This is a genomic window from Streptomyces sp. H27-H1, from assembly GCF_026627445.1.
GTDB lineage: Bacteria > Actinomycetota > Actinomycetes > Streptomycetales > Streptomycetaceae > Streptomyces.
The window spans coordinates 140002-160744 of the sequence record NZ_JAPNLJ010000004.1 but is presented as its reverse complement, the minus strand read 5'-3'; the positions used below and the strand labels follow the sequence as shown (position 1 = coordinate 160744).

General features: G+C 73.4%; 22 protein-coding genes and 1 pseudogene. 6 read left to right on the top strand and 17 right to left on the bottom strand.

Annotation, left to right across the window (positions count from 1 at the left end):
• Window positions 1–4: 4 nt before the first annotated feature.
• The 3 genes from OTB20_RS05570 to OTB20_RS05565 are packed head-to-tail and all read left to right on the top strand — an operon-like array spanning window position 5 to window position 1276.
• Complete coding sequence (locus OTB20_RS05570; RefSeq protein WP_267815467.1) at window positions 5–274, top strand: protealysin inhibitor emfourin; 270 nt, start codon at window positions 5–7, stop codon at window positions 272–274.
• On the top strand, window positions 205–441 hold the full coding sequence (locus OTB20_RS42720) for a pentapeptide repeat-containing protein (protein ID WP_420716335.1): 237 nt from the start codon (window positions 205–207) through the stop codon (window positions 439–441). The genes OTB20_RS05570 and OTB20_RS42720 overlap by 70 nt, the downstream gene beginning before the upstream one ends.
• A gap of 4 nt (window positions 442–445) precedes the next feature.
• Complete coding sequence (locus OTB20_RS05565; protein WP_267815466.1) at window positions 446–1276, top strand: GNAT family N-acetyltransferase; 831 nt, start codon at window positions 446–448, stop codon at window positions 1274–1276.
• A 5-nt stretch (window positions 1277–1281) separates the two neighbouring features.
• Here the strand turns inward: OTB20_RS05565 and OTB20_RS05560 are convergent, their stop codons facing one another.
• Window positions 1282–1506, bottom strand: a complete 225-nt coding sequence (locus OTB20_RS05560) for a hypothetical protein (protein WP_267815465.1) — start codon at window positions 1504–1506, stop codon at window positions 1282–1284.
• Window positions 1507–1634: 128 nt separating this feature from the next.
• On the opposite strand from OTB20_RS05560, the gene OTB20_RS05555 reads away from it, so the two are divergent.
• Complete coding sequence (locus tag OTB20_RS05555) at window positions 1635–2300, top strand: class I SAM-dependent methyltransferase (RefSeq protein WP_267815464.1); 666 nt, start codon at window positions 1635–1637, stop codon at window positions 2298–2300.
• Between the two features lie 117 nt (window positions 2301–2417).
• On the opposite strand, the gene era is transcribed toward OTB20_RS05555, so the two are convergent.
• The 4 genes and pseudogenes from era to OTB20_RS05535 form a co-directional block, all read right to left on the bottom strand.
• Entirely contained in the window at window positions 2418–3368 is a 951-nt protein-coding gene (gene era / locus OTB20_RS05550) for a GTPase Era (RefSeq protein WP_420716334.1), read from the bottom strand.
• A gap of 504 nt (window positions 3369–3872) precedes the next feature.
• Window positions 3873–4259: pseudogene (locus OTB20_RS05545) on the bottom strand (WxL protein peptidoglycan domain-containing protein); the annotation flags it as partial.
• A gap of 74 nt (window positions 4260–4333) precedes the next feature.
• Window positions 4334–5770, bottom strand: coding sequence for a beta-xylosidase (locus OTB20_RS05540; RefSeq protein ID WP_267815463.1), 1437 nt, complete (start codon window positions 5768–5770; stop codon window positions 4334–4336).
• A gap of 108 nt (window positions 5771–5878) precedes the next feature.
• Window positions 5879–6910, bottom strand: coding sequence for a GlxA family transcriptional regulator (locus OTB20_RS05535; protein ID WP_267815462.1), 1032 nt, complete (start codon window positions 6908–6910; stop codon window positions 5879–5881).
• A gap of 71 nt (window positions 6911–6981) precedes the next feature.
• On the opposite strand from OTB20_RS05535, the gene OTB20_RS05530 reads away from it, so the two are divergent.
• Entirely contained in the window at window positions 6982–8319 is a 1338-nt protein-coding gene (locus OTB20_RS05530) for an MFS transporter (protein WP_267815461.1), read from the top strand.
• 30 nt (window positions 8320–8349) lie between these two features.
• On the opposite strand, the gene OTB20_RS05525 is transcribed toward OTB20_RS05530, so the two are convergent.
• The 6 genes from OTB20_RS05525 to OTB20_RS05500 form a co-directional block, all read right to left on the bottom strand.
• The gene (locus OTB20_RS05525; protein ID WP_267815460.1) at window positions 8350–8706 is read right to left on the bottom strand and encodes a cytidine deaminase; all 357 of its coding nucleotides are present in this window, start codon (window positions 8704–8706) and stop codon (window positions 8350–8352) included.
• A gap of 236 nt (window positions 8707–8942) precedes the next feature.
• On the bottom strand, window positions 8943–9305 hold the full coding sequence (locus tag OTB20_RS05520; protein ID WP_267815459.1) for an MmcQ/YjbR family DNA-binding protein: 363 nt from the start codon (window positions 9303–9305) through the stop codon (window positions 8943–8945).
• Window positions 9302–10606: a hemolysin family protein gene (locus tag OTB20_RS05515; RefSeq protein WP_267815458.1), complete on the bottom strand. Its 1305-nt coding sequence runs from the start codon at window positions 10604–10606 to the stop codon at window positions 9302–9304. The genes OTB20_RS05520 and OTB20_RS05515 overlap by 4 nt, the downstream gene beginning before the upstream one ends.
• Window positions 10603–11100, bottom strand: a complete 498-nt coding sequence (gene ybeY, locus OTB20_RS05510) for an rRNA maturation RNase YbeY (RefSeq protein WP_267753291.1) — start codon at window positions 11098–11100, stop codon at window positions 10603–10605. Before ybeY ends, OTB20_RS05515 begins: the two co-directional genes overlap by 4 nt.
• Window positions 11101–11113: 13 nt before the next feature.
• Window positions 11114–12160: a PhoH family protein gene (locus OTB20_RS05505; RefSeq protein ID WP_267815457.1), complete on the bottom strand. Its 1047-nt coding sequence runs from the start codon at window positions 12158–12160 to the stop codon at window positions 11114–11116.
• Between the two features lie 189 nt (window positions 12161–12349).
• Complete coding sequence (locus tag OTB20_RS05500) at window positions 12350–13450, bottom strand: PfkB family carbohydrate kinase (RefSeq protein WP_267815601.1); 1101 nt, start codon at window positions 13448–13450, stop codon at window positions 12350–12352.
• 249 nt (window positions 13451–13699) lie between these two features.
• Here OTB20_RS05500 and OTB20_RS05495 point away from each other — a divergent pair, with 249 nt between their 5' ends.
• On the top strand, window positions 13700–15139 hold the full coding sequence (locus OTB20_RS05495; RefSeq protein WP_267815456.1) for an MFS transporter: 1440 nt from the start codon (window positions 13700–13702) through the stop codon (window positions 15137–15139).
• A gap of 39 nt (window positions 15140–15178) precedes the next feature.
• Here the strand turns inward: OTB20_RS05495 and OTB20_RS05490 are convergent, their stop codons facing one another.
• From OTB20_RS05490 to hrcA, 6 genes are all read right to left on the bottom strand, one after another.
• Window positions 15179–16084 (bottom strand): ribonuclease Z, encoded by a 906-nt coding sequence (locus OTB20_RS05490; protein WP_267815455.1) that lies wholly within the window; start codon window positions 16082–16084, stop codon window positions 15179–15181.
• Between the two features lie 3 nt (window positions 16085–16087).
• On the bottom strand, window positions 16088–16447 hold the full coding sequence (locus OTB20_RS05485) for a histidine triad nucleotide-binding protein (protein ID WP_267815454.1): 360 nt from the start codon (window positions 16445–16447) through the stop codon (window positions 16088–16090).
• Window positions 16448–16512: 65 nt separating this feature from the next.
• Window positions 16513–17256, bottom strand: coding sequence for a 16S rRNA (uracil(1498)-N(3))-methyltransferase (locus OTB20_RS05480; protein WP_267815452.1), 744 nt, complete (start codon window positions 17254–17256; stop codon window positions 16513–16515).
• Window positions 17253–18344 (bottom strand): nitronate monooxygenase, encoded by a 1092-nt coding sequence (locus tag OTB20_RS05475; RefSeq protein WP_267815451.1) that lies wholly within the window; start codon window positions 18342–18344, stop codon window positions 17253–17255. Before OTB20_RS05475 ends, OTB20_RS05480 begins: the two co-directional genes overlap by 4 nt.
• 168 nt (window positions 18345–18512) lie before the next feature.
• Entirely contained in the window at window positions 18513–19649 is a 1137-nt protein-coding gene (gene dnaJ / locus OTB20_RS05470; protein WP_267753280.1) for a molecular chaperone DnaJ, read from the bottom strand.
• A complete protein-coding gene (gene hrcA, locus OTB20_RS05465; RefSeq protein ID WP_267815450.1) occupies window positions 19650–20666 on the bottom strand; it encodes a heat-inducible transcriptional repressor HrcA in 1017 nt (338 codons plus the stop codon).
• Between the last annotated feature and the right edge of the window lie 77 nt (window positions 20667–20743).

Sequence of the window (20743 nt, the reverse complement as noted above, 5' to 3'; positions counted from 1 at the left end):
CGTCATGCGGATTCAGGTGGTGCGGACGGGCGGCTTCGCGGGGATCGAGCGGCGGGCCGAGGTGGACACCTCGGGCCTGCCCGACGAGGCCGAGTGGAAGGCGCTCGCGCAGCTGGCCCTGCGGGGCGGCCCGCCGGGGGCCCCGGCGGACGGGGTCCGGGACGGTTTCTCGTACCGGATCACGGTGGACGGGCGGACGGCGCTCTGCCAGGACCCGAGCCTGTCCCAGGCGCAGCGGGAGCTGATCTCGCGCGTCCTGAAGGAGGGCGCCTGAGCGGTCGCCCCGGCGGGGCGCGTCTGGTCGGGGCGCGCCTGAGCGGGGCGCGCCTGAGCGGGGCGTGCCTGCGCGGGACGGGCCTGCGTGGGACGGGCCTGCGCGGGACGGGCCTGCGTGAGGCGCCGAAATGCGGGTGCCCCTGGCGTCGCCGCTTGCTTGGATGACCGGATGACTACGACTTCCGAGCAGTTGTCCGAGCTGGAGCAGTACTACGACGCGGCTCCCCGGGCGGGCGGGGCGCGGACCGAGGACTTCGGTCCGCTCACCCTGTTCGTCCAGGAGAGCGCGGGCTGGCCCTACTACGCGCGGCCCGCGCTCGGCCGTCCTGACACCGCCCCGGACGTCACGGTGGCCGACGTCGAGCGGGTGCTGGCCCGGCAACGTGAGCTGAAGGTCCCGGAGTCCTTCGAATGGGTGGCCGAAAACGCCCCCTCCCTGCGGGCCGCGGTGGAAGCCACCGGACTGCATGTCCACGCGCATCCGCTGATGGTGCTGGACCCCGCCGCCGAGGCAGTACGCCTCCCCGCGGATCCGGACGTGCGCGTGCTCGGCCCGGCCGACCCCATGCTCCGATCAGCAGTGACGGTGCCGATGCTGGCCTTCGCCGCACCGGGCACGGCGGTGGGCGAGGCGGGCCCCGCGGAGCTCGCGGTGGCGGAGCGCGACCCGGCCGTGGAAGGGCGCCGGATCCGGGTCGCCGGAATGATCGAGTCGGGCCGTACCGCCCTGGCCGCGGCCACCCGCGGCGGAGTGGTGCTCTGCTCCGGCCAGTACATCCCGGTCGGCGACGTCGCCGAGGTCGTCGGCGTCGGCACCCTGCCCTCGGCCCGCCGCCAAGGCCTCGCCCTCGCGGTGACGGCGGCCCTGGTCACGGACGCCCTGGCCCGCGGAGCGCGCACGGTCTTCCTCTCGGCGGGCGACGAGGACGTGGCCCGCGTCTACGCCCGCCTCGGCTTCCACCGGATCGGCACGGCCCTGATCGCGGACCGGCCGCTCTGAGCGGCTTACCGGGACGGGTACGCGGCGCCGGTCTCCCCGGTCCGGGGCTCCCCGACACCGGACCTGCGGTTCTGGGGGCCGGGCACCCTGTGGCCCAGGGACCAGAACACCGCGAAGGCCAGGCTCAGGACGCCCGGCACGAGGAGCGCGAGCACGGCCGTCAGCGTGCGTCCCGCCACTTGCCAGGCCGTCGGGGGCCGGCGGAGGTTGCCCGCGTCGTAGGGCAACACCCGGCCCGTCCTCCGCCCCGCGGGCGTGCCGGGGAACCGGTTTGCCGGAACGGCAAGGTTGCTTGGCGCGGGCGGCGCGACGGACGGAGCATGGGCGGCGCAGGTACCCGTACCGACCGGAGGTCCCCATGGCACACGAGCACCACCACCACTCCCCCGGGCAAGCGCCCGAGGCGGACATCGTGGGTGAGGAGTACTGGGACTCCCGCTACCGAGAGAGCGGAAAGGTCTGGAGCGGTGACGCCAATGCCGTGCTGGCCCGGCAGGCCGAGGGACTGGCTCCGGGCCGGGCCCTGGATCTCGGCTGCGGCGAGGGCGGCGACGCCGTCTGGCTCGCGCGCAAGGGCTGGCACGTCACCGGTACCGACATCTCCGGGGTCGCCCTGGAGCGGGCGGCGGCGCACGCGGCCGACGCCGGGGTCGCGGACCTCACCGAGTGGCAGCGGCACGACCTCGCGGAGTCCTTCCCGGCGGGGCGGTACGACCTGGTCTCCGCGTGCTTCCTGCACACCTTCGGCGAGTTCCCGCGCGAGCGGATCCTGCGCCGGGCGGCCGCGGCCGTGGCCCCCGGCGGGATCCTGCTGGTCGTCGGCCACGCGGGCTGGGCGCCCTGGCAGGAGGACCGTCCGAAGGTGGCCTTCCCGACCCCCGACGAGGTCGTCGCCCAGCTGGAGCTGCCCGTCGGCGCCTGGGAGGTGCTGCTCGCGGAGGAACACGAACGGGCCCAGAACCAGCCTGACGGCCGGCCCGGGACCCGTACGGACAACGCGGTGAAGGTGCGGCGGCTCGCCTGACCCCTGACCCGTTTCCTGCGGATCAGGGCCGGCCCACGACGGACGGAGTCCGTCGCAGCGCCCCGAAGCTTGTGAGGCGCCCCGGCGCCGAACAATGCGCGGGGCGCGTCAAAAGGATCAGAAGCCGAGCTTGCGGAGCTGCTTGGGGTCGCGCTGCCAGTCCTTGGCGACCTTCACGTGCAGGTCGAGGAAGACCGGGGTGCCGAGCAGAGCCTCGATGTGCTTGCGCGACTTCATCCCCACCTCCTTCAGGCGGGCGCCCTTCGGGCCGATGATGATGCCCTTCTGGCTCGGCCGCTCGATGTAGAGGTTCGCGTGGATGTCGAGCAGCGGGCGGTCCGCCGGGCGGTTCTCCCGGGGGATCATCTCCTCGACGACGACCGCGATGGAGTGCGGGAGCTCGTCCCGTACGCCTTCCAGCGCGGCCTCGCGGATCAGTTCCGCGACCATGACCATCTCGGGCTCGTCGGTGAGATCGCCCTCGGGGTACAGGGGCGGGCTCTTCGGCAGCATCGGCGCGATCAGGTCCGCCAGCAGCTGGACCTGGTTGTCGCCGACCGCCGAGACGGGGACGATCTCGGCCCACTCGAAGCCCAGCTCCTCGGCGAGCTGGTGCACGGCGATGAGCTGCTCACCCACCACCTTGGGCTCGACCAGGTCGGTCTTGGTGATGATGGCGATCTTGGGGGTCTTCTTGATCCCCGCGAGCTCCTTGATGATGAACTTGTCGCCGGGGCCGAGCTTCTGGTCGGCGGGCAGGCAGAAGCCGATGACATCGACCTCGGACCAGGTCGAGCGCACCACGTCGTTCAGCCGCTCGCCGAGCAGCGTGCGCGGCTTGTGCAGGCCGGGCGTGTCGACCAGGACGAGCTGGGCGTCGGGGCGGTGCACGATGCCGCGGACGGTGTGGCGCGTGGTCTGGGGCCGGTTGGAGGTGATCGCGACCTTGGTACCCACGAGCGCGTTGGTCAGGGTCGACTTCCCCGCGTTGGGACGGCCGACGAAGCATGCGAAGCCCGCACGGTGCGGGCTGGTGGTCTCGGGGGAACGATCGCTCATACGGGCCATTCTCCCCGATGCGGCTCCCAGCGCCGACCAGGCCACCGCCAGGAGGGCCAGAGCGGCCGCGAGCAGGCCGTTCAGGGCGGGGTGCGCGGCGTCTCCGGCGGCGGCCCGGGCAGCCGCCCCGTCGGCCCGGGCCGTCACCGCGACCTCGGTCCATTCCAGGTCGGGCGGGTCCGCCCAGTGCGCGGTGAGCCGGACCCGCTGGCCCGGCAGCAGCTCCGCGGGCAGGCCGGTGAGGGGGCGGGAGAGGAGGCCCCGGCCGAGGGCCCCGGAGGCGGTCAGGGTGGCGCGGGGGCGCAGGGTGACGTTGCCGAGGTTGTGGAGCGTGTACGAGATTTCCGCGCCGCCGGCGCCTCGACGGGCGGTGCGGAGCTCCTCGACGGCCAGGGCGGGGGCGGTGGGGCCGGTGACCCTGAGGTAGAGGCGGGCCGCGACGGCCTGCTGGACGCCGATCCCCCGCACCGCCGTACCGGCCGGCCGGTCCTCCAGGGCGACGACGGCTCCGGGGTGGTCCCCGGGTTCGGCCCGGTCGGGGACGGTGAGGGTGAAGCCGACGTCGAGCGCCGTCTTCGCCGGGACGGTGATCCGCTCCCGTGCGAGCACCGTCCAGGCGGCGGTGGCCCTGCGCGGCTCCTCGGGCCCACGCAGGGCGAAGCCGCCGTCGCGGGCGGTGTTGTAGGCATCGGCGGCGTACAGGCGGAAGGTGCGGGGGCGGTCGGTGCGGTTGGCGATGGTGACGGAGTCGGTGACGGCCTGGCCCGGGGCGGCGGCCAGGTAGAAGTAGGGACGCTGTCCGAGGGTGTTGGCGGCGGGCAGGACGGACCATTGCCCGTTGTCGGCCGCGGCGGCCGGCCCGGCGGGCCCGAGCAGCAGGAGCCCGGCCGCGACCGGCACGGCGAGGGCTGCCGCCACTGCGGCCCGCCACCGCCTCACCCGCGCCCACGCGGCGGCTGCGGGTCGGTGCCGGGTCACGACAACGTCAGCGTCAGCACCGCCGTGTAGGCGCCCGGCGGGGTGTACGGGGGGATTTGGAGGGTGACGGCCGCGTCGACGGTGAAGGTGCCCCCGACGAGCGCGGCATCTCCGGTGGAGGCCAGGACCGCACCGTCCGGCCCGACGGTGCCCGTACTGCCCGGCGTACAGGCGCTGGGGCTGCCGGGCGCGGCCGTGCACGCCGGGGTCCAGCTCAGGGAGGCACCCGGGATGCGCACCCCGCCGGTGCCCGTGAAATCGGTGACCTTGCCGATCAGCGACCATCCGGCCGGCCCGCCGCGGGCGTCCTTGACGGTGACGGTGCCGATCCGGCCGGCCGCCGCGCCGCCGTCCCCGTACGGCACCGCGCCCAGGGTCACGGCATCGCCCTCCTGCGTCATGCCGAGCTCACCCGGCTCCACGACCGCCGTCACCTTCTGGCTGCCCGGCGGCATCGGGGCGGCGACGATCACCGTGTACGCGGCCGGGCCGGAGCCCCGCTCCGGAGTCCAGGCGGCGCCCTCGTACGCCACGACGGCGGTGGTCGCCCGGTCCGTGACCGGCAGCTCCGCGAGGACCACGCCCAGTCCGTCCGCCTTCGCGGTGACCCGGTCGGCGGTCTCGGCCGTACCCGCCCGGCCGGCCACGGTGACGTCCGCGCCGGGGGCGAAGCCGGCGCCGGTGACCTCGACCTTGGCGCCCGGGCCGCCGGCGGCCGTACCGAGGGCGACGGCTCGCAGGTTGGCCGTCGGCAGCGGGCTCGCGGTGATCCGCTGCGCGACCGGCGGCCCGGCCGGGGACGGCGACGGCGACGGCGACGGCGACGGCGACCGTGACGGGGACGCCGGCGACGGCGCCGCGGAGGCCGGTGCGGACGCGGACCCGGAGGGCTTCGGCGACGGCGACGGCGACGGCCCCGGCGCCACGCTCCCGGCGGCCGCGCAGACGGTGTCGAGTTCGAGCAGGTGACCCGTGTGCAGGGTGTAGTCGCCCGGGGAGAGGGTGATCTCTCCGGGAGCGGTCACGGTGAAGGTGCCGGTCATGGTGACGGCGGGCAGCGCCCCGCCCACCTCGACGGGGTCGTTGCGCTTGGCTCCGACGACCGTGACCTCGCCCTGCTGCGCGCCCCCGAGCACGATCCGCCCGGTCGGGGTGAGGACATCGGCGGGCAGGCCGACGGAGAGCGGGTTCACGGCGGGGGTCCGGGCCACCTGGTAGGTGACGGTGACGGTGTCGCCCACGCGCGGCGCGGGGTCGTCCACGGTGATCCGCGCGGTGGTGGGCCCGTCGGCCGGCGGCAGTCCGGCTTCCTGGGGCGGCAGGCAGTGCGTCCGGAACTCCACCTGCCCCGGAGGCCCGGCCGTCGGCCCGGCCCCCTCCGCGGCGGCGGGCGCGCTCAGCGCGCCCCCGGCCGCGGCGGCCAGTACCGCCATGCCGACGGCCGCCGACCACCCTCTGTGTCGCGCCGATGTCCGCACTGACCGCCCCCTGGGATCCCGAACCCCGCCAGGGGGCCATTCACGAGTGGGCGGGGGGATAAGTCAATGCACGGACCCGGCACCAACTGATGTCCCATCAGGAGATGGCAGGGTGGCGCCCGGTGCGGTCTCCCGGAAGGTCCGCCGGTAGGCCGTCGGGCTCACGCCGAGCGCCGCCTGGACGTGTTTGCGCAACGACTGCGCGGTCCCGAAGCCCGCTTCCCGGGCCACGTGTTCCATCGGCAGGTCGGTCTGCTCCAGCAGCGCCCGGGCCCGCTCCACCCGCTGCCCGACGATCCATTCGCCCGGGCTGAGCCCCGACTCCTCGCGGAACCGGCGCGTGAAGGTCCGCACGGAGACCGCCTCTTGCCGGGCCAGGTCGGTCAGCAGCAGCGGTTCGTGCAGCCGGTCCAGCACCCAGGCGCGGGCCGCGCCGGTGGCCGACCGCTGCGGCTGCGGCACCGGGCGGGCGATGAACTGCGCCTGCCCGCCCTCGCGGTGCGGCGGTACGACGGTGCGCCGGGCCACGTCGTTGGCGACGGCCACGCCGTGGTCGCGGCGCACGATGTGCAGGCACAGGTCGATCCCGGCGGCGACTCCGGCGGAGGTGAGAACGTCCCCGTCGTCGGTGTAGAGCACGCCGGGGTCGACCAGTACGGCCGGGAAGGTCCGCTGGAAGTGCTCGGCGGAGGCCCAGTGGGTGGTGGCCCGGCGGCCGTCCAGGAAGCCGGCGGCGGCGAGGACGTAGCCGCCCGTGCAGATGGAGACGAGCCGCGTGCCGGGCCTTATGTGTGCGAGGGCGGCGACGAGTTCGGGGGTGAGCCGGCCCTCGCTGTGGACCGGGCCCAGTTCGTAGGAGGCGGGGACCACCACGGTGTCGGCCGTGGCCAGCAGCTCCGGGCCGTGCTCGACGTGGATGGCGAAGTCGGCGTCCGTGGGCACCGGGCCGGGGGCGAGCCCGCAGGTGAGGATCTCGTAGAGCGGCCGCCCGTCCGCGCCCAGGGCACGGCCGAAGATCCGGTGCGGGATCCCGAGCTCGAAGGGCAGCAGCCCCGCGAGGGCCAGGACGACGACACGGTGCGCGCGAGTCTCCATGGCCCGATCATATCGAAGCATGTCGTTCAGGCCACTGTCGTAGGAGTCGCCCACGGCCGGAAACTGGCGGCGTGACGCACACAGCCCCGGGACCCGGCCCCTCCTCCGCACCTGCACCCGCCTCGACGCCCGCCTCCACGCCCGCCCCCGGCGCACCGCGGCGACACCGTGTCCACCGCGCCTGGTTCGTCGCGGCCGTCGCCTTCGTGACGATCATCGGCGCCGCCGCCTTCGCCTCGCTCCCCGGACTGCTCATAGAGCCGCTGCACGAGGAGTTCGACTGGTCGCGCGGCACGATCGGCCTCGCCGTCTCCGTGAACCTCGCGCTGTACGGGCTCACCGCACCCTTCGCCGCCGCGCTGATGGACCGCTTCGGCATCCGCAGGGTCGTCGCTCTCGCGCTGACCGTCATAGCCGCCGGATCGGTCGCCACGGTGTGGATGACCTCCTCCTGGCAACTGATCCTGTACTGGGGCGTCCTGGTCGGGCTCGGGAGCGGCTCGATGGCACTGGCCTTCGCCGCGACGGTCACCAACCGCTGGTTCGTCGCCCGGCGCGGCCTGGTCACCGGCATCCTGACCGCCGCCGGCGCCTCCGGCCAGCTGGTCTTCCTGCCGCTGCTGGCCTGGCAGGTGGAACACCACGGCTGGCGCCCGGCGGCGGTCACCGTCTCGCTGGCGGCCCTGGCCGTCGTGCCCTTCGTCTGGCTGCTGCTGCGCGACCATCCTGCGGACATCGGGACCACCCCGTACGGGGGCGCGTACACGGCCAAGCCCGCGCCCGTCCCCGGGGCCGCCCGCCGGGCGGTGCGCGTACTGGTCAAGGCGGCCCGGACCGGACCCTTCTGGCTGCTGGCCGGCACCTTCGCGATCTGCGGGGCCTCGACCAACGGCCTGGTGAAGACCCACTTCGTCCCGTCGGCCCACGACCACGGCATGCCGGTGACGGCCGCGGCCGGGCTCCTCGCCGTGATCGGCGTGTTCGACGTGATCGGCACGGTGTTCTCCGGCTGGCTGACGGACCGCTTCGAATCGCGCCGCCTCCTCGCCGTCTACTACGCCCTGCGCGGGATCTCTCTGCTCTTCCTCCCGATGCTGCTGGCCCCGACCGTGCACCCGCCGATGCTGTTCTTCATCGTCTTCTACGGGCTGGACTGGGTCGCGACCGTCCCGCCGACGATCGCGCTGTGCCGCGAGCACTACGGCGAGGAAGGCGCCATCGTCTTCGGCTGGGTCCTGGCCTCGCACCAGATCGGCGCGGCCACGGTGGCCTTCCTCGGCGGCCTGGCGCGCGACGCCTTCGGCTCGTACGACCCCGTCTGGTACGCCTCGGGCGCCCTGTGCGCGATGGCCGCCCTGATGGCGATGGTCATCCGCCGCCGCTCGGCCGCCGGGGCCGCCACGGCCTGACCGGTCCGACGCCCCGCCCCGCCTGACGGCCTAGGCGCCCGCTGCCGTGGTGGACTTCAGGGTGCCGTCCGGGTCTGCCAGGAGGACCGGCGTGTCCGGACCGCCGAGGTCGCGGACCGCCGCGCGGTCGGCGTCGGCGGGGGCGTCCGCCGCGCTGACGACCGCCGCCGCCTCCAGGGACTGGGCGCCGCTGGCCACCGCCATCGCGACGGCCGTCTGGAGGGCGCTCAGCTTCAGGGAGTCCAGCGCCACCGTGCCGGCGACGTACGTACGGCCGGTCTCGTCCCGGACCGCCGCGCCCTCGGGCACGCCGTTGCGGGCCCGGGCGCTGCGCGCCAGTGTGATGATCTTGGTGTCTTCGGGGTCGATCCCGGTGCTGTCGGTCATAGCCCGAAGCATATGGAGCGCGTCGGCGGGGCCGCACGACGACCCCGCCGACGCGCTCTCCCCTCCACCCCCGGTGTCCCCCCGGGCTCTTGGTGGCGCAGGGACAAAACTAAGCGCTGCGTAAGCGGATCCACGGCCCTGAAGGTCCCGTGATCGATGACCTTGGACCCCTCCTCCGTTCCGCGGTCCGGAACGCCGGGTCCGCCGGAACGCCGGGCCCTGTCGGGCCCGAGCCACTACGGCCGGTCGAGCCTCAGCCGCTCCGCCCTCGGCAGCCCCGCGACCACCAGGTCGTACGAGTCCTCGACCAGCTCCCGGACCAGCGCATCGGGCAGCGCCCCCGGCCCGCCCACCGTCACCGTGTTCCAGTGCCGCTTGTTCATGTGCCAGCCCGGCACGATCGCCTCGTGCTCCGCCCGCAGCCGCACCGCCTGCTCCGGGTCGCACTTCAGGTTGGCCTTCAGCGGGTCGGCGTCCAGCGCGCTCAGCGCGAACACCTTCCCCAGCACCTTGAACACCGAGGTCTCCGGGTTGAAAGGGAACTCCTCCACCGCCGCGTTGAACCCCAGGCAGAACGCGCGCAGCTGCGCCGGTGTCATTCCGGACCCCCGTCCGCTTCCGCGGCCGGACCCACCGGCTCCACGAGCACCGTCACGATCTTGTTCCGTCGTCCGGCCGGGGACTCCGCCGTCAGCCGCAGCGGCCGCCCGTCCGGCAGGTCCACCACCGCGGAGGCGCCGGCGATCGGCACCCGGCCCAGAGCCTTGGCGAGCAGTCCGCCGACCGTCTCCACGTCCTCGTCGTCGAAGGAGTCCACCTTGAACAGTTCACCGAGGTCGGTGATGTCCAGTCGTGCGGTGACCCGGTAGCGGTCCCCGCCCAGCTCCTCCACCGGCGGGAGTTCGCGGTCGTACTCGTCGGTGATCTCGCCGACGATCTCCTCGAGGATGTCCTCGATGGTGACGATGCCGGCGGTACCGCCGTACTCGTCGATGACGACCGCCACGTGGTTGCGTACCAACTGCATCTCGCGCAGCAGGTCGCCCGCGTTCTTGGTGTCCGGCACGAACACCGCGGGCCTTATCGCCGTGGACACCAGGTCACTCTCCGCGTCCCGGCTGATGTGCGTCTTGCGGACCAGGTCCTTCAGGTACACCATGCCGACGATGTCGTCCTCGTTCTCCCCGGTCACCGGGATGCGCGAGAAGCCGGACCGCAGGGCGAGCGTGGTCGCCTGACGGACCGTCTTGTACCGCTCGATGCAGACCAGGTCGGTGCGCGGCACCATGACCTCGCGCACGAGCGTGTCGCCGAGCTCGAAAACCTGGTGCACCATGCGGCGCTCGTCGTCCTCGATCAGCGATTCCTTCTCCGCCAGGTCGACCATCGCGCGCAATTCCGCCTCGGAGGCGAAGGGGCCCTTGCGGAAGCCCTTCCCGGGCGTGAGCGCGTTGCCGAGGAGGATCAGCAGCTGCGGGATCGGCCCCATGATCCGGGCGAGCGGTACGAGGACGTAGGCCGCCGCCGTCGCCGTGTTCAGCGGGTGCTGCCGGCCGATGGTGCGCGGGGACACCCCGACCGCCACGTACGACACGAGCACCATCACGGCGATGGCCACGAGCAGCGCCGTCCAGTTCTCCCCGAACTCGTCGAGGCAGACGTACGTGACGAGCACGCCGGCCGCCATCTCGCAGGTCACCCGGACCAGCAGCGCGACATTGACGTAGCGGGTGGGGTCGCCGGCGACCTGGGCCAGCTTCGCGCTGCCGCGCCGGCCCTCCCGTACGGCCTGTTCGGCGCGGAAGGCTGAGATCCGGGCGATCCCGGACTCGGCGCACGCGGCGAACCAGGCCACTACGACCAGCAGGACGGCCCCGGTGATCAGCTGGGGGGCGGTCACGAGACGGTGGGGGCCGGAGACGGGCCCGTGACGCCGCGCTCACCGCGCCAGCCGTCGACGATGGCCGCCTGGAGGCCGAACATCTCGACCTTCTCGTCCGGCTCCTCGTGGTCGTACCCCAGCAGGTGCAGCACTCCGTGAACGGTCAGGAGCTGGAGCTCCTCGTCCATGGAGTGCTGCGTCGGGGCGTCCTCGCCCTGCTTCTTCGCCACCTCGGGGCAGAGCACGATGTCACCGAGGAGCCCCTGCGGGGGCTCCTCGTCGTCCTTCGACGGCGGACGCAGTTCGTCCATCGGGAAGGACATGACGTCGGTGGGTCCGGGCAGGTCCATCCACTGGATGTGGAGCTGCTCCATCGCCTCCTCGTCGACGACGATGACGGAGAGCTCCGAGAGCGGGTGGATCCGCATCCGGGTGAGCGCGTAGCGGGCGATGTCGAGGATCGCCCGCTCGTCGACCTCGGTTCCGGACTCGTTGTTGACGTCGATCGACATGGTGCGCTGGGTTCTACTTCCGCTGGTAGCCGTTCCGGGACGGCTTCCCGTCCTGGCTGTCGTCGTACTTCTCGTACGCGTCGACGATACGGCCGACCAGCTTGTGCCGGACGACATCCTCGGACGTGAGCCGCGAGAAGGCGATGTCCGGAACCCCGTCGAGGATGTCCTGCACCTGCCGCAGACCGCTCTTGGCACCGCCGGGCAGGTCGACCTGGGTCACGTCGCCGGTGACGACGATCTTCGAGTCGAACCCGAGCCGGGTCAGGAACATCTTCATCTGCTCGGGGGTGGTGTTCTGCGCCTCGTCGAGCACGACGAACGCCTCATTGAGCGTGCGACCCCTCATGTATGCCAGCGGCGCGACCTCGATCGTGCCCGCCGCCATCAGGCGGGGGATCGAGTCCGGGTCGATCATGTCGTGCAGCGCGTCGTAGAGCGGGCGCAGGTACGGGTCGATCTTGTCGAAGAGGGTGCCGGGGAGGAAGCCCAGGCGCTCGCCGGCCTCCACCGCCGGGCGGGTCAGGATGATCCGGCTGACCTGCTTGGACTGCAGGGCCTGGACCGCCTTGGCCATGGCCAGGTAGGTCTTGCCGGTACCAGCGGGCCCGATTCCGAAGACGATCGTGTTCTTGTCGATCGCGTCGACGTACCGCTTCTGGTTGAGGGTCATCGGGCGGATGGTGCGGCCGCGGCTGGAGAGGATGTTCTGGGTGAGCACCTCGGCGGGCGTCTCGTTCGGTCCCTTGCCGTTGCCACTGGACTTGAGCATGGCGATCGAGCGTTCCACTGCGTCCTCCGTCATCGGCTGCCCGGTGCGGAGCACCAGCATCATCTCGTCGAACAGGCGCTGGATCAGCGCGACTTCCGCCGCCGCGCCGATCGCGCTGACCTGATTGCCCCGGACATGGATGTCGGCCTTCGGGAAGGCCTTCTCGATCACGCGCAGCAGGGCGTCGCCCGAACCGAGGACGGACACCATCGGATGGGTGGCCGGGACGGTGAAGTGGGCTCGCGCCTGTCCCGGCGCCGGAGTCTTGGCTGTCGGTGTCTGAGTCATGGGCCGGCACTGTGGCCTGCGCATACCTCCCACTGAGGGGCCGCGCCGATCGACGGCCACCGGACTTCCAAGGGTACGTCGCCGACGCTCGGTCCCCGAGGGGTTTTACGGGGCTCCCGCAGGAGCTCCCGTACGGGGCCGCCGGTCCGGTACGGGGGCGCCGCCCTTACGGCCCCGCCCGGCCGGGCCCTACGCCGACTGCCGGAAGCCGATCGTCGGGACCGCCCTGCGCCGGCTGGCCGGGGCGGCGGTCCGCGGGACCAGGTCGTCCAGGAAGCCGTAGCGCCCGCGCAGGGCCTCCGGGGCGGTGCGCCACCAGTGGGCCACCTCCGGCCAGCCGGGCGCCGACAGGGAGCCGCCGAACTCCTGCACCGACAGGGCCGCTGTCAGGCCCGCGAAGGCGAGCCGGTCCGCCAGCGGCCACTCGGCGAGGGTGCCGGTCAGGAAGCCCGCCACGTACACGTCGCCCGCGCCGGTCGGATCCAGGGCGTCGACCACGATCGCGGGGACCTCGGCCGTCTCCCCGGTCCGCCCGTCCACCGCGTAGGAGCCCTCGGAGCCCATCGTCACCACCGCGATCGGGACCCGGTCGGCGAGCGCCCGGGCCGCCGCGCGCGGGCAGTCGGTGCGCGTGTAGGCCATCGCCTCCCCGGCGTTGGGGAGGAAGGCCTCGCAGTGCTCCAGGCCGGCCAGCGTCCCCAGGTCCCAGCGCCCGCTGTCGTCCCAGCCGACGTCGGCGAAGACCCGGGCCCCGCGCCGGGCCGCCTCGCCGACCCAGGCCTCGCCACCGCCCGGGCCGAGCGAGGCCACGGCCGCGCGGGCGCGGGGCGGGCACTGGGGGAACGGTCCGGGGCCCGCCGGGGGCGGGGCCTCGTGGCCGTGGGAGACCATCGTGCGCTCGCCCTCGTACGCCATCGAGACGGTGACGGGACTGTGCCAGCCGGGGACGGTGCGTGACATCGACAGGTCGATGCCCTCGCCCTGCTCGAGGGCGTCCCAGCAGTACTCCCCGTAGTGGTCGTCGCCGAAGGCGGCGGCGAGGGAGGTGCGCAGGCCGAGCCGGGCGAGGGCGGTGGCCATGTTGGCGACGCCGCCGGGGCTGGAACCCATGCCGCGCGCCCAGGACTCCGTGCCGCGCACCGGGGCCGAGTCGAGGCCGGTGAAGATGATGTCGAGGAAGACCGTGCCGGTCAGGAAGACGTCGCAGCCCGGCTCTTGCGGGTCTCGCAGCGGACCGAGCGGGTCCACGGCGGGGTCGAGGCTGTCCCGGCTGCTGCGACTGGTCACGATGTACTCCCCGTTCGGTTCGGCGCGCGCTTCAGATCTTGGCGGGTCGTTTCTTCACTCGGCTGACCCACGTCTCTCCACTGGGCTCAACCCATCTCCGCCGTCAGGCCCTCCCGCCCGGGAGGACCCGGAATACAGTGTGACGCAGATCACCGCCCGGACGCCCTTCTCGGGAGTTTGGGCCGCTTGGTAAATATGAGCCCCGCGCTCTTGCGGAATCTCACGCTCCACCAGCACCACCAGGAAAAACCCGTGCCCGACCGCACCCCCGCGCCGCCCGCCGCCTGGCCGCTCGTCGCACTCTTCACCTCCGGTTACGTCGCCCCGTACCTGCTGCCGACCCTCGTCGGCCGGCTCGACGCGCACCTCCCGCTGAGCCCCGCGCAGGCCGGACTGATCGGCTCGGCCCTGCTGCTCGGCTCGGCCGCCGCCGGATTCACCCTCGCCTCCCAGATCCCCCGCCACGGGCCGGGTTCGCTGTCCCGGCTCGGGCTGCTGCTCGCCGTCCTCGGGTACGGCACGGCAGCCGCCACCCCGTACCTCCCGCTGGTCATCGCCGGCGCCGTCGTCGGCGGCCTCGGCTCGGGCACGGCCACCGCCGTGGCCGCCTCGGGGATCGCGGCGCAGCGCGACCCGCACCGGACCTCCGCGCTGGGGCTGCTGTCGGTGTCGGCGACCGCCGGGGCCCTGTACCTGGCCCTGCCGCGGCTCGGCGGCGGGCACTGGCTGCCGTTCGCGGCGATCGCCCTGATCGCCCTGGTGTGCTGGCCGGCGACGGGCCGCCTCGGCGCGGCCGGCCACACGGACCACACGGACCACACGGACCCCGCGAACCCCGCGGACCGCGCCGACGGCGCCGCCGGCCGGGCCGGACGGGTTGCCGGCCGGCTGCCGTACCCGCGCGCCGGGATGGTGCTGGCCGGGTCCCTGATGCTGTGGTCGCTGGCCCAGAACGCCTTGTGGGGCGTCAGCGGACGCATCGGCGCGCAGCAGGCGGGCCTGTCGGAGGTCACCCTCGGGATGGTCTTCGCGGTCGCGCTCGGCGCCGGGCTGCTCGGGGTCACCGCGGCCTCCGCGCTCGGGTCCCGGCTCGGGCGGGCGGTTCCGGTGGGCGTGGGCACGGCGGTCATCGCCTGCTGCGTGGTGCTGGCCTCGCACGCGCGGGACCTGGGCTCCTTCGCGGCCGGGGAGATCCTGTGGAACGCCGCGTACCCCGTCGTGCTCTCCTACGCGATCGGCCTCGCCGCCGCCCTCGACCCGCGCGGGCGCTGGGCCGTCCTGGCCGGTTCCGCGTCCTCGCTCGGCGTGGCCTGCGGGCCCGTCACCGGGAGCCTGCTCGCCGAGGATGCGGGGTTCCCCGGCATGGGTCTGATCCTCGGGGGCCTGCTGCTGGCCGTGGCCGGGCCGATGGCCGGGGTCGCCCTCCACCTCGGCGGACGCCCGCTGACCCCCGGCTCGGTGCGCCGGCGCGGCGGGGCCCCGGCGGCCTTGCTCGCCGCCGGAGCGGGGACTCCGGCCGGCTCGGTGCCGAGGGTCGGCGCGCAGGAGCTGGAGGTCGTGGCACTCACCGGGATCCGCGCCCGCACCGCCCGCCCGCTGCGCCTGCCCCCGCTCCGGGTGCTGCTGCCCTCCCCGGCGGCGGCCCACCGGGGCCGCGAGCGGGCCCGGCGGCGGATCGGCGCCGGGTTCTAGGCAGGGGCCGGGGGCCGGAGCCGGCCCCCGGGGCCCGCCTTAGGCCCGCTTCGGCACGGGAACCCGTACGAGGTCGGCGGCGATCGTCAGCTCGCCCTCGAAGCCGGCCGCGCGGGCCTGGCGTTCGAACTCCGACGGGTCGGTGTAGCGCTGCGAGAAGTGGGTCAGCACGAGGTGCCGTACGCCCGCGTCCCGTGCCACCCGGGCGGCCTGACCGGCGGTGAGGTGCCCGTGGTCGGTGGCCAGGCGTACGTCCTCGTCGAGGAACGTCGACTCGATCACCAGCATGTCGCAGCCCGCCGCGAGCGCCTCGACGCCCTCGCAGAGCCGGGTGTCCATCACGAAGGCGAACCGCTGGCCGGTGCGCGCCTCGCTGACCTCCTCGAGGGTGACCCCGCCGAGACTGCCCTCGCGCTGGATCCGGCCCACGTCCGGTCCCTTGATGCCGTGCCGTGCGAGGAGTTCGGGCCGTATCCGGCGCCCGTCGGGCTCGGTGATCCGGTAGCCGAAGGACTCCACCGGGTGCGAAAGCCGCACGGCGTCCAGGGTGTACGCGTCTGCGCGCGCCAGGATCCCGTCCTCGGCCACCGGCTCCTGCGCCAGCTGGACGGTCTCGCGGTAGGCCGTGGCGTACCGCAGCCGGTCGAAGAACTTCTGCCCCGAGGCCGGGTAGTGGGCGGTGACGGGGTGCGGGACCCGGTCGAGGTTGATCCGCTGGATCACCCCGGCGAGGCCGAGGCTGTGGTCGCCGTGGAAGTGGGTGATGCAGATCCGGTTGATGTCGTGCGCGGCCACCCCGGCGCGGAGCATCTGGCGCTGGGTGCCCTCGCCCGGATCGAAGAGGATTCCCTCGCCGTCCCAGCGCAGCAGGTAGCCGTTGTGGTTGCGTTGGCGGGTGGGCACCTGGCTGGCGGTGCCGAGGACCACGAATTCGCGTGCGGACACGGTTTATCCCGGGGGCCATTCGAAGCCGCGGCCGCCGAGGACGTGGGCGTGGGCGTGGAAGACGACCTGGCCGACGCCGGCGCCGGTGTTGAAGACGAGCCGGTAGCCGTTCTCGGCCAGCCCCTCCTCGGCCGCCACCCGGCCGGCCTCGCACAGGACGTCGGCGGCGATCCCGGGTTCCGCGGCCGCGAGGGAGGCGGCGTCGGGGTAGTGCGCCTTCGGGATGACGAGGACGTGGGTGGGCGCCTGCGGGTTGATGTCGCGGAAGGCGACGGTCGTGTCCGTCTCCCGGACGACGGTCGCGGGGATGGTCCCCGCGACGATCTTGCAGAACAGGCAGTCGGCCTGTGGTTCCCCGGCCATGTGCTGAGCCCTTCGTGACATGTGATCGTTCCCGGCATCGTATCCACCGCCGCCGGTCGGACCGGTCAGGACCAGCGTCCCGTCCGCGCCAGGAGGACCGCCGCCGCGGCCGTGCCCGCCGTGGAGGTGCGCAGGACCGAGGGGCCCAGCCGGTACGGGTGGGCGCCGGCCTCGGCGAAGGCGGCGAGCTCGTCCGGGGAGACCCCGCCTTCGGGGCCGACCACCAGCACGATCGAGCCCTCGGCGGGCAGTTGCGCGGTGGCCAGCGCGCCCGAGGGCGCGTCCCGGTCCTCATGCAGGACCACCGCGAGGTCGGCCTCGGCGAGGAGCGCCGCTACCTGCTTGGTGGACAGCGCCTCCGCCACCTCGGGGAAGCGGACCCGGCGGGACTGCTTGCCGGACTCCCGGGCGGTGGCCCGCCACTTCGCGAGGGACTTGGCACCCCGGTCGCCGCGCCACTGGGTGATGCAGCGCGAGGCCTGCCAGGGCACGATCGCATCGACGCCGGTCTCCGTCATGGTCTCGACGGCGACCTCGCCCCGGTCGCCCTTGGGCAGAGCCTGGACGACGGTGATCCGGACGGCCGGCTCCGCCTCCTCGAAGGCCCCGGTCACGGAGACGAGGAGTCGGTCCTTGCCCTCGGCGGCCGTCACGACGGCCTCGGCCCAGCCGCCCCGGCCGTCGGTCAGGACGAGGGCCTCGCCGGGGCCCAGCCGCTTCACGGAGACCGCGTGGCGGCCCTCGGATCCGTCCAGGACGAACTCCGGCCCCGCGGGAACCTTTTCGACCACGAACACCGGGGCGGTCATGACGCACTCCTCATCTGCATTGTCTTCAACGCGTTCTGGGCCGCGGCGAGTTCCGCCGCGAGCACCTCCACCAGCTGCCCGGCCGGCAGCGCCCGCGCCAGCCGGTGCCCCTGGCCCGCCCACAGGGCCATGCCCTGCGGGTCCCCGGCCGCGGCGGCGGCCTTGCGCAGCGGCGCGGTCAGGTGGTGGACCTGCGGATAGGCGGCCGGGGCGTACGGGCCGTGCTCGCGCATGAACCGGTTCACCAGCCCCCTGGCCGGCCGGCCCGAGAAGGCCCGGGTCAACTCCGTCCGGACGAACATCGGGTCGGTCAGCGCCTTCTTGTGCAGGGGGTGCGCGCCGGACTCCGGGCAGGCCAGGAAGGCCGTGCCGAGCTGCGCCGCCTCCGCGCCCGCGGCCAGCAGCGCGGCGATCTGCGAACCGCGCATCAGGCCGCCGGCCGCGATGATCGGGAGCGCCACGGCCTCGCGTACCTGCGCGACGAGGGCGAGCAGGCCCACTCCGGCCGTCCCGTCGGCCTGCGGGTCGTCGCGGTGGGTGCCCTGGTGGCCGCCCGCCTCCACGCCCTGGACGCAGACGGCGTCGGCGCCGGCCGCCTGCGCCGCGCGGGCCTCTTCGACGGAGGTCACGGTGGCGATCGTGTACGTTCCGACGTTGCGCAGGCAGGTGAAAGCCGCGGGCGAGGGCAGGCCGAAGGTGAACGAGACCACGGGTACCGGGTCTTCGATGAGAATGGCCAGTTTCGCGTCGTAGCCGTCGTCGCTCGTGCCGATGATGTCCTCGTCGGCGAGGGAGATCTCGTACCAGCAGGCCTCGCTGGTGAGCTGCCCCCGGTAGGCCTCGACGGCGGCCGGGTCCACGTGACCGGTCTGCGGCAGGAAGAGGTTGACTCCGAAGGGGCGCCGGGTGAGCGCACGCAGCCGCTTGATCTCCTGGTACATGCCGTCGGCGGTCTTGTAGCCGCCGGCGAGGAACCCCAGCCCGCCCGCTTCGCACACGGCGGCGGCGAGCGGCGGACAGGACGCGCCGCCCGCCATGGGCGCCTGCACGATCGGGTACGCGAAGAGACCGTTCGGTGCGGAGGACATGAGCTGCATCGTGCCATGTCCCGCTCACGGGACCGAATCACCGCATTCGCCTGGCATAGTCCCCTTCACGGGTTGCCCGGATACCGCCTTCGGGCATGCCGCGAGCCCGGTCCGGGGCATCCCCGGACCGGGCTCGCAGATGTGCTCGTACGCTGCTGCGCGCTTGGCTCAGCGCCCGTTGAAGGCGTCCTTCAGCCGGCTGAACAGGCCCTGCTGGCCCGGCGCGAACTGGCCCGTCGGGCGTTCCTCACCACGCAGCTTCGCCAGCTGGCGCAGCAGGTCCTCCTGCGGGGCGTCCAGCTTGCTGGGGGTGGTGACCTCGACGTGCACGATCAGGTCGCCGCGTCCGCCGCCGCGCAGGTGCGTGACGCCCCGGCCGTGCAGGGGGATCGCCTGGCCGGACTGGGTGCCGGGCCGGATGTCGATCTCCTCCAGGCCGTCCAGTGTCTCCAGCGGGCACTTGGTGCCCAGGGAGGCCGCGGTCATCGGGATGGTGACCGTGCAGTGCAGGTCGTCCCCGCGCCGCTGGAAGGTCGAGTGCGGCAGCTCGTGGATCTCCACGTACAGGTCGCCGGCGGGGCCGCCGCCGGGGCCGACCTCGCCCTCGCCCGCGAGCTGGATGCGGGTGCCGTTCTCGACGCCGGCCGGGATCTTGACGGTGAGGCTGCGGCGGGAGCGGACCCGGCCGTCGCCCGCGCACTCGGGGCACGGGGTCGGGACCACGGTGCCGAAGCCCTGGCACTGCGGGCAGGGCCGCGAGGTCATGACCTGGCCCAGGAAGGACCGGGTGACCTGCGAGACCTCACCGCGGCCGCGGCACATGTCACAGGTCTGCGCCGAGGTGCCGGGGGCCGCGCCCTCGCCGGAGCAGGTGGTGCAGACGACGGCCGTGTCGACCTGGATGTCCTTGGTCGTGCCGAAGGCGGCCTCGTCCAGTTCCAGGTCGAGGCGGATCATGGCGTCCTGGCCGCGGCGGGTCCGCGAGCGCGGTCCGCGCTGCGAGGACTGGCCGAAGAAGGCGTCCATGATGTCGGAGAAGTTGCCGAAGCCGCCCGCCCCGAAGCCGCCCGCGCCGCCGCCGCCCGAGGAGGACAGCGGGTCGCCGCCGAGGTCGAAGACCTGCTTCTTCTGCGGGTCCGAGAGGACCTCGTAGGCGGCGTTGATCTCCTTGAAACGCTCTTGCGTCTTGGGATCGGGGTTCACATCCGGGTGCAGCTCGCGTGCGAGCCGCCGGAATGCCTTCTTGATCTCGTCCTGCGATGCGTCGCGGCGCACGCCGAGAACGGCGTAGTAGTCCGTGGCCACTTACGACTCCGCCAGGATCTGTCCGACGTAACGTGCCACTGCGCGTACCGCTCCCATCGTTCCGGGGTAGTCCATGCGGGTCGGTCCGACCACGCCGAGTTTGGCGACTGCTTCGCCGCCCGAACCGTAGCCGACCGAGACGACGGACGTGGAGTTCAGTCCCTCGTAGGCGTTCTCATGCCCGATCTTTACGGCCATTCCCGACTCACTGGCCTCGCCCAGCAGCTTGAGGAGCACGACCTGCTCCTCCAGCGCTTCGAGCACCGGCCTGATCGTCAGGGGAAAATCGTGTCCGAAGCGGGTGAGGTTGGCGGTGCCGCCGATCATCAGCCGCTCCTCCGCCTCCTCCACCAGCGTTTCGAGAAGGGTGTCGAGGACGGACTTCACCGTCACCCGGTCCTCGTTCTCGAAGGATTCCGGAAGATCCTTCACCAGCGGCGGCACATCGGTGAACCGGCGGCCGACGACACGGCTGTTGAGACGGGCCCGCAGGTCCGCGAGCGAGATGTCCGAGAAGGGGGTCTGGCAGTCGACGAGCCGCTGCTCAACCCGGCCGGTGTCCGTGATGAGGACGAGCATCAGGCGGGCCGGGGCCAGCGGGAGCAGCTCCACGTGCCGGACGGTGGAACGGGTCAGGCTCGGGTACTGGACGACCGCGACCTGCCGGGTCAGCTGTGCGAGCAGCCGTACGGTCCGGCTGACGACGTCGTCGAGGTCAACGGCCCCGTCGAGGAAGTTCTGGATGGCCCGGCGCTCGGGCGTCGACAGGGGTTTGACCCCCGCGAGCCTGTCGACGAAGAGGCGGTAGCCCTTGTCGGTGGGGATCCGGCCGGCGCTGGTGTGGGGCTGTGCGATGTAGCCCTCGTCCTCCAGCACGGCCATGTCGTTGCGCACGGTGGCCGGCGAGACGCCGAGCCGGTGCCGCTCGGTGAGCGCCTTGGAGCCGACCGGCTCCTCCGTCCCGACGTAGTCCTGGACGATGGCGCGCAGCACTTCGAGTCTGCGTTCGCTGAGCATGGCGCACACCTCCATCGTTTCCGTCGTTGCGTCGGGCCGTTCTGGCACTCCGCGCGTTCGAGTGCCAGAGAACCCCC

Excerpts from the sequence above, each read along its gene's own strand:
- OTB20_RS05475 (WP_267815451.1), bottom strand. The coding sequence starts at position 18,344 with ATGTCCTCCGCACCGAACGGTCTCTTCGCGTACCCGATCGTGCAGGCG.
- ybeY (WP_267753291.1), bottom strand. The coding sequence starts at position 11,100 with ATGTCGATCGACGTCAACAACGAGTCCGGAACCGAGGTCGACGAGCGG.
- era (WP_420716334.1), bottom strand. The coding sequence starts at position 3,368 with ATGGCCCGTATGAGCGATCGTTCCCCCGAGACCACCAGCCCGCACCGT.
- OTB20_RS05525 (WP_267815460.1), bottom strand. The coding sequence starts at position 8,706 with ATGACCGACAGCACCGGGATCGACCCCGAAGACACCAAGATCATCACA.
- OTB20_RS05505 (WP_267815457.1), bottom strand. The coding sequence starts at position 12,160 with ATGACTCAGACACCGACAGCCAAGACTCCGGCGCCGGGACAGGCGCGA.
- hrcA (WP_267815450.1), bottom strand. The coding sequence starts at position 20,666 with ATGCTCAGCGAACGCAGACTCGAAGTGCTGCGCGCCATCGTCCAGGAC.
- OTB20_RS05540 (WP_267815463.1), bottom strand. The coding sequence starts at position 5,770 with ATGGCGGTACTGGCCGCCGCGGCCGGGGGCGCGCTGAGCGCGCCCGCC.
- OTB20_RS05480 (WP_267815452.1), bottom strand. The coding sequence starts at position 17,256 with ATGACCGCCCCGGTGTTCGTGGTCGAAAAGGTTCCCGCGGGGCCGGAG.
- OTB20_RS05565 (WP_267815466.1), top strand. The coding sequence starts at position 446 with ATGACTACGACTTCCGAGCAGTTGTCCGAGCTGGAGCAGTACTACGAC.
- OTB20_RS05555 (WP_267815464.1), top strand. The coding sequence starts at position 1,635 with ATGGCACACGAGCACCACCACCACTCCCCCGGGCAAGCGCCCGAGGCG.
- OTB20_RS05535 (WP_267815462.1), bottom strand. The coding sequence starts at position 6,910 with ATGGAGACTCGCGCGCACCGTGTCGTCGTCCTGGCCCTCGCGGGGCTG.
- OTB20_RS05520 (WP_267815459.1), bottom strand. The coding sequence starts at position 9,305 with ATGACACCGGCGCAGCTGCGCGCGTTCTGCCTGGGGTTCAACGCGGCG.
- OTB20_RS05570 (WP_267815467.1), top strand. The coding sequence starts at position 5 with ATGCGGATTCAGGTGGTGCGGACGGGCGGCTTCGCGGGGATCGAGCGG.
- OTB20_RS05485 (WP_267815454.1), bottom strand. The coding sequence starts at position 16,447 with ATGGCCGGGGAACCACAGGCCGACTGCCTGTTCTGCAAGATCGTCGCG.